The organism is Oleidesulfovibrio sp. (assembly GCF_047973035.1).
Lineage (GTDB): Bacteria > Desulfobacterota > Desulfovibrionia > Desulfovibrionales > Desulfovibrionaceae > Oleidesulfovibrio.
On the sequence record NZ_JBKEBF010000046.1, the window covers coordinates 136,755 to 144,966 of the forward strand.

6 protein-coding genes, 1 tRNA gene and 1 pseudogene are annotated in these 8,212 nt (G+C 52.4%); 4 read left to right on the forward strand and 4 right to left on the reverse strand.

Annotated features, from left to right (window positions below):
- Positions 1–4: 4 nt before the first annotated feature.
- The 4 genes from qrcC to rfbC all read right to left on the reverse strand — a co-directional run bounded on the left by qrcC (position 5) and on the right by rfbC (position 4,724).
- Positions 5–772 (reverse strand): menaquinone reductase iron-sulfur cluster-binding subunit QrcC, encoded by a 768-nt coding sequence (gene qrcC / locus ACK5LI_RS17320; RefSeq protein ID WP_416951701.1) that lies wholly within the window; start codon positions 770–772, stop codon positions 5–7.
- Between the two features lie 12 nt (positions 773–784).
- Positions 785–2,854 (reverse strand): menaquinone reductase molybdopterin-binding-like subunit QrcB, encoded by a 2,070-nt coding sequence (gene qrcB / locus ACK5LI_RS17325; RefSeq protein WP_416951703.1) that lies wholly within the window; start codon positions 2,852–2,854, stop codon positions 785–787.
- Between the two features lie 16 nt (positions 2,855–2,870).
- Entirely contained in the window at positions 2,871–3,500 is a 630-nt protein-coding gene (qrcA, locus tag ACK5LI_RS17330; RefSeq protein ID WP_416951705.1) for a menaquinone reductase multiheme cytochrome c subunit QrcA, read from the reverse strand.
- Between the two features lie 657 nt (positions 3,501–4,157).
- Positions 4,158–4,724 carry a dTDP-4-dehydrorhamnose 3,5-epimerase gene (rfbC, locus tag ACK5LI_RS17335; protein ID WP_416951707.1) on the reverse strand — a complete coding sequence of 189 codons (567 nt, stop codon included), beginning with the start codon at positions 4,722–4,724 and terminating at the stop codon, positions 4,158–4,160.
- Positions 4,725–4,914: 190 nt separating this feature from the next.
- Here rfbC and ACK5LI_RS17340 point away from each other — a divergent pair, with 190 nt between their 5' ends.
- The 4 genes and pseudogenes from ACK5LI_RS17340 to ACK5LI_RS17355 form a co-directional block, all read left to right on the forward strand.
- Complete coding sequence (locus tag ACK5LI_RS17340) at positions 4,915–6,567, forward strand: response regulator (RefSeq protein ID WP_416951709.1); 1,653 nt, start codon at positions 4,915–4,917, stop codon at positions 6,565–6,567.
- Between the two features lie 173 nt (positions 6,568–6,740).
- Positions 6,741–6,832: transfer RNA gene (locus ACK5LI_RS17345), tRNA-Ser, on the forward strand.
- Between the two features lie 176 nt (positions 6,833–7,008).
- Positions 7,009–7,560 (forward strand): annotated as a pseudogene (locus ACK5LI_RS17350) (tyrosine-type recombinase/integrase); the annotation flags it as partial.
- Between the two features lie 143 nt (positions 7,561–7,703).
- Positions 7,704–8,212, forward strand: a 509-nt coding sequence (locus ACK5LI_RS17355; protein ID WP_416951711.1) for a baseplate J/gp47 family protein, incomplete at its 3' end; no start/stop codon positions are given.

Sequence of the window (8,212 nt, forward strand, 5' to 3'; positions counted from 1 at the left end):
AGAGCTACCCCTTGACCTTTTCGTGTTCAAGATAGTTGTCACCGAGGCGACGTACCCACTCGCGACGGCTCAGGTAGTACACCTGAGTGTCGGCTCCCAGTCTTTCAAGAAGGCGGAAAGCGTATTTGCTGCGAGAAAGCTCGTAAACCTTGTGGTCAGGATTGAGCAGATCGCCGAATACGATAGCACCGTTCGGGCACGCTTCGGTGCACGAAGTGATATATTCACCATCTTCCAGAGCATCGGGATCACGACCTTCGACTCGCGCCTTGTCTCTGGCGGCCATCATACGATGGTGACAGAAAGAGCACTTTTCCACTACGCCGCGGGGGCGTACAGAAACGTCGGGGGTCAGGGTCTTTTCCATGCCTTCGGGCCAGATCGGATCGTACCAGTTGAAGTAACGGGCATGGTAAGGGCAGGCAGCCATGCAGTACCGGCAACCGATACAGCGGGGAGTAACCTGACTTACAATGCCACCTTCCTCGTTCTTGTCAGTGGCGATAACCGGGCACACAGACACGCAGGGGGGATGACCGCACTGCTGGCAGGGCCGCGGCAGGTAAGCCACGTCGTGATCGGGGAAAGGTTTTTTGTTGGACATCTCATAAACAACAAGCCAGTTCATAACTTTAAGCTTGTTGGTAGCGTCTGGAGCAGGGGCAAGGTTGTTTTCAGCCTGGCAGGCGACCATGCACGCGCCGCAACCCGTGCACTTGTCGAGGTCGATTGCCATACCCCATTTTATTTTGAATTCCTTTATAGAGGCCATGACGTACTTCCCTTATGCTTTGGCAATGTTCACGCCGGCACGGTTCCAGACAGAAAGTCCGGTAACCGGCTCGAATCCTGCTGTAAGCAGATGCATGACGTTTTCACCCTTGCCTTTGCTGAACTGATCGAATGCGGTGTGACCGAAACCAAGCAGAATTGCTACGGTATCGGAAATTACGCCTTCAAAAATGTTCACGCGGGCAGTGATGGCGCCGTCCTTGTTGGTCAAGGTAACGGTGTCATGCTGCTTTACACCCAGCTTGCTCGCGGTTGCCGCGTTCATCATCACGTAGAACACATCGCCCTGAAGTTCCCAGCGGCGGATGGTTTTGGTGTTGAAGGGCGGCGTTGCGGTGGTGCTGGTGCCGATGTTCAGCTTGTGAACAGGGGCGATTGCAAAGGGTTCTGCCGGACTCTTCGTGTCAACAGCCTGCTTCAGCACGTCAGGACGCAGATACATACCGTTCAGAGGCAGGGTGGCGTCGCTGACATAAGCGGTGCCGCCGGATACCTTTTTGAAGCTTGCACCCACTGCGCCGGATTTGGCTTTCAGAACGCTTTCAAACGATCTGTGACCCATATCCATGCCCAGCTTAGCTGCTGTGGAAAGCAGCACATCGCCTGCGGGGCGTGCGTCAACCAGAGGCTCGATAACCTGTTGGCCGATGCAGTAAGTAACCTGACCACATCCGTAAGGAGTGTTCACGTCATCCTGACGCTCAATGCCCATAGGTACAGGCAGAACAAGGTCACACATCATTGCGGTTTCATCAAGGAATGTGGAGAAAGAAACCTTGAAGGGAATCTTTTCCATAACCTTGGCCATGTCGTCTGCCTGAGGCAGCGCATAAGCAGGGTTGGCTTCGTTGATGATCAGCACCTGAGGGGCTGCTGCTTTACCGGCGTTGATGCGCGAAAGGTACGCAATGAAGTCCTGCTTGAGCATCTGGCCGCGCGGCATGGCGTCAGCAACTGCGTTGCCGGCCACAGGCAGAGCCTTGATGGAACCACTGTTCAGCAGCAGGTTGACCGCAAAACCGGCCATGGCGGAAGCTGCACCGGCACCCTGATCGAACTCGGAGCCGGTAACCACCAGCGGACGCTTGGCTGTCGCCAGCTCTTTTGCAACCTTGGTCAGAGTCTTGGGATCAACGCCTGTAAGGCTTGCAACCTTGGCAGGGGTGAAGTCCGCTACGTATGCCTTGAACGCACCGAAGTCCGCTACGTTGGCTACTGCGCCGTTTTTGACCAGCAGGTGGGCGAGACCCAGCGCGAAGATAGCTTCTGTGCCGGGTTTAATGGGCAGCCACTGATCGGCGCCTGCAGCGGTGTTGTTTTGTACCGGTCCGGCAAAAACGTAACGTGCTGTGGGTTCTTCGCCATGCGGATGCGTCTGGGCAAAGAAATGGCGATGACGAATGGCAGGGCCCCAAGATTCGAGAATGTTAGCACCGATGCCAAGAACGTAATCGCTGTTTTCAAAGTCGTAGCCGGGCTGACCCTGACCGCCCATCAGCTCCCATGCGCGCGCGGCAGGCTGGGCCTCGCCGGGCATAAGGAAGAAGTTGGTCGATCCTGCTTTGGCCAGCAGGCCGGAAAGAACTTCGTTAATAGAACCGTTTTCATCGCCGGAAAGGGCGGCCAGCTTATCGCCGGAGCCTTTTACAGCGCTAAGTTGTTCTTCCAGAATGGCAAGTGCTTCATCCCATGTGATAGCCACATAGGCACCATCAGCTGCACGGCGCAGGGGGCGCTTCATGCGTGAGGGGCTGTACAGCATTTGCACTTCGGCGGCAGCGATGGCGGATACACCGCCAAGGCTCAGCGGATGATCCGGATCGCCTATTACACGGACAGGGCGGCCAGCCACAGTCCGTACTTTTATGCCCACAGATGAGGGGCAAAGTTTGCTGACAGTGGGAACGAACTCGCTGGCTCCGTCGATGTTTCGCGGAATCCAGGGCCAGTTCTGAGTCCAGATGCTCACATCATCGAGCAATTTCCAAGGCAGGGGCGTAGCCATGATACCGGCGGTGCCGCCTGCGACGAATTTCATGAATCCTCTTCTATCCAATGCCATTGCACCACACCCCTTTTTACTTGTGACACACGAAGCATGCGTTGCTGGAGCGGGTCACCCCGTAATGGTCGGGATGGGCATGACACCGTTCGCATTCCCACATCTTCATGGTTTCTTTGCTGTACTTGGTCAGCTTGTTTTCGTTGTACACCGGCGGATTATCCATTCCGGCGACATCGGGGTGACACTGGTTGCACAGGTCGCGCGTAGAGAAGTCGTGGCACTGGTTGCACGATTCTTCGCTATGCGCGGCATGGCTGAAGAAGACGTTGTCGGGCTGCATCTGGTACACCAGCCACTTAACTTCTTTGCCTTGATTTACGTACTCTTCGACGTAGCGTGCTTCTTCGGGGTCTTCACCCAGCACGTCTGAATGGCAAGAAGCACATTGTTCCGTAGTAGGCAGACCTGCAAAGGTGCCGTCTTCACGGAAGTAGTGACAGTCGGTACATGCCATGCCTGCGTCCTCAGTATGGACGGGGTGGCTGAACCGAACCGGCTGTTGCTTCTGGCTGTACAGCATTCCGGGAAACACCCACCACCCGAAGATGAGTGCAACTACCAGACCGACGAAGAAGGGGGCCGCACTACCGCGGCAGCAACGGCTTTTACCGTCGCCTGAACTGTCTAAATGCCTGTCCTCCATAACCCTTCGCCTCTTAGCTATTTGAAAGATGAATAACAAATGCCCACACTTGCCACGATGCACTTAGTACGCGACAGGTTTAAAGGGTGTCAAGGTGAAAAAATTCACGAACTGTTGAGTGTGTTTTTTCAACTGTCTATATTGATTGATTTTATTTGTACTCTGTCTGAGGGTGTTACCGTTTGAGAATGATGATGTTTAATTGATTTGTAAATATTTTAAAGTATATAAATGGTGTGTTTTTAGTATGATGCAGAGTTGGTTGTCTGTGCAATGAATACTGGTTCAGGTATTCATGCCGCTTGTTTTGCGATAAAAGCAATTCTTGTCCTTCAGGCGTACAAGTAGCGCTCGTCGAATAACAACTGCGCGTTCCGGGGAATGAAACACGCTTTGCGCATAACAAGGATGGAAATGATTCTGCTGGTCTGTTTTATTTTGTATTCTATATTGTAGAAACACCCGCAGGATATGAATCTCTATGATTGGAAAACTATGTGCTGCCGGTATGTTGCGTGTTTCGAATTGAAAAAAGCATTTTTCGCCGCTGACCAGAGTTCCTATTCGACATATCCAGACTCTGACACCTTGCTGGGGGGCAGACTGTGCATTTTAACAAGGCTTAACCTTTGAGAACTTGACGGCACGTGAATTTTTCTAATTGCCAGAGGCGTATACAAACGGTGATGAAAAATCACGGAAAGCTGGCAAATTCTGGTCCTTGGGCGAGAGTATCGGCGTGACATTTTCAGGCCACGGAATGCTCAAGTCCGGGTCGTTCCAGATTATGCCTGCTTCGTGCGCAGGTGCGTAGTATGCATCAACTTTGTATTGAAATTCCGTACCGACTTCCAGCGTCATGTAACCATGTGCAAAGCCACGAGGGATGAAAAGACGTGTGAAGTTGTCTGCACTGAGGGTGGTGGTGAATGTTTTTCCAAAGGTAGGGGAGCCGTTACGCAAGTCTACCGCCACATCAAAAACGCTGCCGCGTGTCACCCATACCAGCTTGCCCTGCGCAAAGGGGGGAAGTTGAAAGTGAAGCCCGCGCAAGACTCCTGCGTCTTCCGAGCGGGCATGGTTATCTTGGATGAAGTCGTGTGCAATGCCGTTTTTTGCAAAAAGTTCTGACTGGTAACTTTCTATAAAAAAACCGCGCTCATCGTGGAATACTCGCGGCTGAATAATTATCAAACCTGGAAACTCGGTTTTACTGAACTCCATTAATAACTCCCTTGCTGGCGAAGACCATTTTTTGCTGCGCTTCGTAGCCGACTAAACATACCGTAAATATCGTCATTTTTAAAGAATAAAGCAGCAGTTTAAATCGTTATGCAAAGCTGGTGTTGCCCATTGCGGTCATGATGATGTAGAACGCAGGCGTATTTTATATAACTGAAGGCAGGAAGTTTACATGGCATCGCGTCGAGAAGTAACAGAGAGTTGTGCTGTCGCCACAAACGGAGAAGGTGCGGAGTCCCGTGTACTGGAGGCAGAAGTAGAACGCCTGCGCCAGCGAGAGCAGGACCTTTTGCACGAGCGGGAGATGTTGAAAAACATTCTGAATGCTATTCCTGATATGCTTACAGTGCATGACGAAGAAGGCAGAGTGGTGTTCAGCAATTGTGCTCCTGACAGAGACTGCTGGCAACATCACGGCGGCACAAAGCATGGCCTTCGTTGCTATCAATGTCACTTCCACGGCGATCGCAATTGTGAGGATTGTTACATTCCCGATGTGTTTGTCTCGGGTGAACAACGTATCGTCGAGATGTATAATCCTGAGTTGAAAAGCTTTCGGTCGATAACAGTTTTTCCGGTATACGACGCTGATGATCATGTAACCATGGTCGCCGAATATGTGCGGGATGTCACTGCAACCCGGAATCTTGAGCGTGAGCTGCGTGTGGCTAAAGAAGCTGCGGAATCGGCTGACAGGGCCAAAAGCGAATTTCTGGCTTCCATGAGTCATGAAATCCGAACTCCGATGAACGGGGTTCTTGGAATGGTCGATCTGGCCATGACTACAAATCTTGATGATGAGCAGCGTGAATATCTGGAAGCTGTGCAGAACTCTGCCGAGGCCTTGCTTTCACTTATCAACGATATTCTGGATTTTTCAAAAATTGAAGCAGGGATGGTAGAGCTTGATAATCAGGCTTTCAGGCTGAGCAAACGTCTCTCATCGCTTCATACTATGTTTGTGCACCGAGCAGCCGAACGTAATCTGCATTTTGCCATCAATATCGATCCTGATGTGCCGGATGGCCTGATGGGCGACCCTCTTCGCCTGAGACAGATTTTGGTTAACCTGTTGGATAACGCCTTTAAGTTTACCGAAGAAGGCAGCGTTATTCTGGATGTCTCGACGGTAGAGCGCAGTGATGACGATGTGCTTCTTCAGTTCAGCGTTCAGGATACCGGCCCGGGTATTCTGGAGCAACATCAGGAAGTTATTTTTGATAGCTTTGCCCAAGCTGACGCTTCCTTTACGCGACGGCACCAAGGCTCGGGGCTGGGGCTTGCCATCTGCAAACGTCTGACCGGCCTGATGGGGGGGAACATCAACGTTAAGAGCGCGCCGGATAAGGGGAGTGTTTTTATTTTTTCTGCTTGCTTCGGAATGGCTGTACTGGACGAAGAGCCTGTACGGGTTAAGTCGCGCACTGCAGAGCCTGCACCGGTTCGGGGGCGCATTCTTGTGGCAGAAGATCATCCTATGAATCTGATGTTCATCGAAAAATTTTTGCAGAAGCAGGGCTATGAGTCTGTCAGTGTAACTGATGGCAGTGAGGTGGTTCCTGCTTTGACAAGGGAATATTTTGACCTTGTGCTGATGGACATTGCGATGCCTGAAATGGATGGCATGGAAGCAACAAAAGCCGTTCGCGCAGCTCAAGGGATGAAAACTCCCAGTAATGTACCGATAATTGCTATGACCGCTCATGCCATGAAGGGAGATAAGGAAAAGTTTCTTGCTGCAGGAATGGATGATTATATTGGCAAGCCAATAAACTCTGATAATCTGCGCAGCCTGATAATTCGTTTTTTACAAGCGAGAAAATAGGTTGAAAGGGCAGAGTAGCATTTACGCTTTGCATGGTTGCGATTTCGGCGTGTTGCAACGCGGCTTTCTGTTATTGGGCATGAAGCCGTTTCGTATCGTATGCAAAAGGGTTGCACTTTTGCCCGAGCAACTGTATATGAACGTTCCTGCCCTGCGGGGCGGATAAAATTTGCGGAAGGGTGGCAGAGTCCGGTTTAATGCGGCGGTCTTGAAAACCGTTGAGGGTTTGCGCTCTCCGGGGGTTCGAATCCCTCCCCTTCCGCCAGTTTGAACGATACTAGATGCCGCCGAGCGCTCAAGAGTGCTCGGCGGCTCTTTGTTTTTGGGGTGTTAAGGTGATGCTGAGTGGTACTGAGTGGTACTGAGTAGTATTGACAGCTACGCAAAAAATGGGGCAACTCTTGGGGGCAACATTTCAAAGCTAGCCGGAGTTGCCCCCAGATGCTGACAGCGCAAAAGATTAAAAGTCTGAAGCCCGCCGAGAAAACCTATAAGGTATATGATGCGGAAGGGTTGTATATTGAGGTGCCGCCGAAAGGAAACAAGCGGTGGCGCTTTAAGTATCGCATTAACGGAAAAGAGAAGCGAATCAGCTTCGGGGTGTTTCCTGATGTGGGGCTGAAAGAGGCTAGGGCAAAGCGCGATGAAGCGCGGGAGCTGGTACAGGTTGGCACTGACCCCAGCGTGGAACGAAAGCGCGTTGCATCGGCTGATACATTTGAAACTGTTGCTCGTGAGTGGGTGGCAATGCGTGCGCCGGTGTGGTCTGAGAGCCACCACAAAACAACTTTGCAGCGTCTTGAATCGTACATGTTTCCGCAGATAGGCAAGATGCGGATAGTGGAGATTGAGCCGCTGCATGTGCTTGATGCTTTGCGCATTATCGAACGGCGTGGCGCTGTTGAGGCTGCCCGTAAAACGCTGGGGATATGTTCGCTCGTTTTTCGGTACGCTGTGGCCACCGCTCGTATACCTAGTGACCCGTGCCGAGATTTGCGCGGGGCTTTGGCTTCGCGCAAAAAAGGCCACTTTGGTGCGGTGGTTGACCCCGCTGGTGCTGGTGCGCTTATGCGGGCCATAACCTTGGCCCCAACTATTATTCCATTCTGCCGCAGCCCGTTTCCGGTGTGGCATCTGTGGTTAATGGCCCTGACTGGCTGCATGTGCCCGGTGCGGATGAAGAAACGGACGAAGAGCTGCGCCTGCGCTGCCGCAACCAGTTTAGCGCTGTTGGCCAGTATCACCATGATGCGGCCTATACGGCAGACATTGCCAGCTTTGCGGGCATACGCACAGACTACATTGTGTTTCAGCACGAGGCACCGCGCGGCCCCGGCAGCGCCAATGCATTTATCATGATTGATTCCGGCCCTGCACCGCAGGAGTTTGTAGACACCATAAACGCCCATGTGCGCGATGCCGGAAACCACGGCCACGGCGACGATATGCTGTGTTTTCCCATGCCTGCGCTGCCGGTACATCTGACTGCCACGGTGCACCCCGTGCCCAACCTGCAGGACGATAAAAAAACAGCGCTGCTGCAGGCCGTGGACGGGCGCATACGGGCGGCCTTTCGCGAAAATTCCGACTATTCCATGACACGTACATGGCCGCACAGCCGTTTTTCGCTTTCCGTACTGGCGGA

Coding starts and splice junctions, on each gene's coding strand:
- qrcC (WP_416951701.1), bottom strand. CDS start 772: ATGGCCTCTATAAAGGAATTCAAAATAAAATGGGGTATGGCAATCGAC.
- ACK5LI_RS17340 (WP_416951709.1), top strand. CDS start 4,915: ATGGCATCGCGTCGAGAAGTAACAGAGAGTTGTGCTGTCGCCACAAAC.
- rfbC (WP_416951707.1), bottom strand. CDS start 4,724: ATGGAGTTCAGTAAAACCGAGTTTCCAGGTTTGATAATTATTCAGCCG.
- qrcA (WP_416951705.1), bottom strand. CDS start 3,500: ATGGAGGACAGGCATTTAGACAGTTCAGGCGACGGTAAAAGCCGTTGC.
- qrcB (WP_416951703.1), bottom strand. CDS start 2,854: ATGGCATTGGATAGAAGAGGATTCATGAAATTCGTCGCAGGCGGCACC.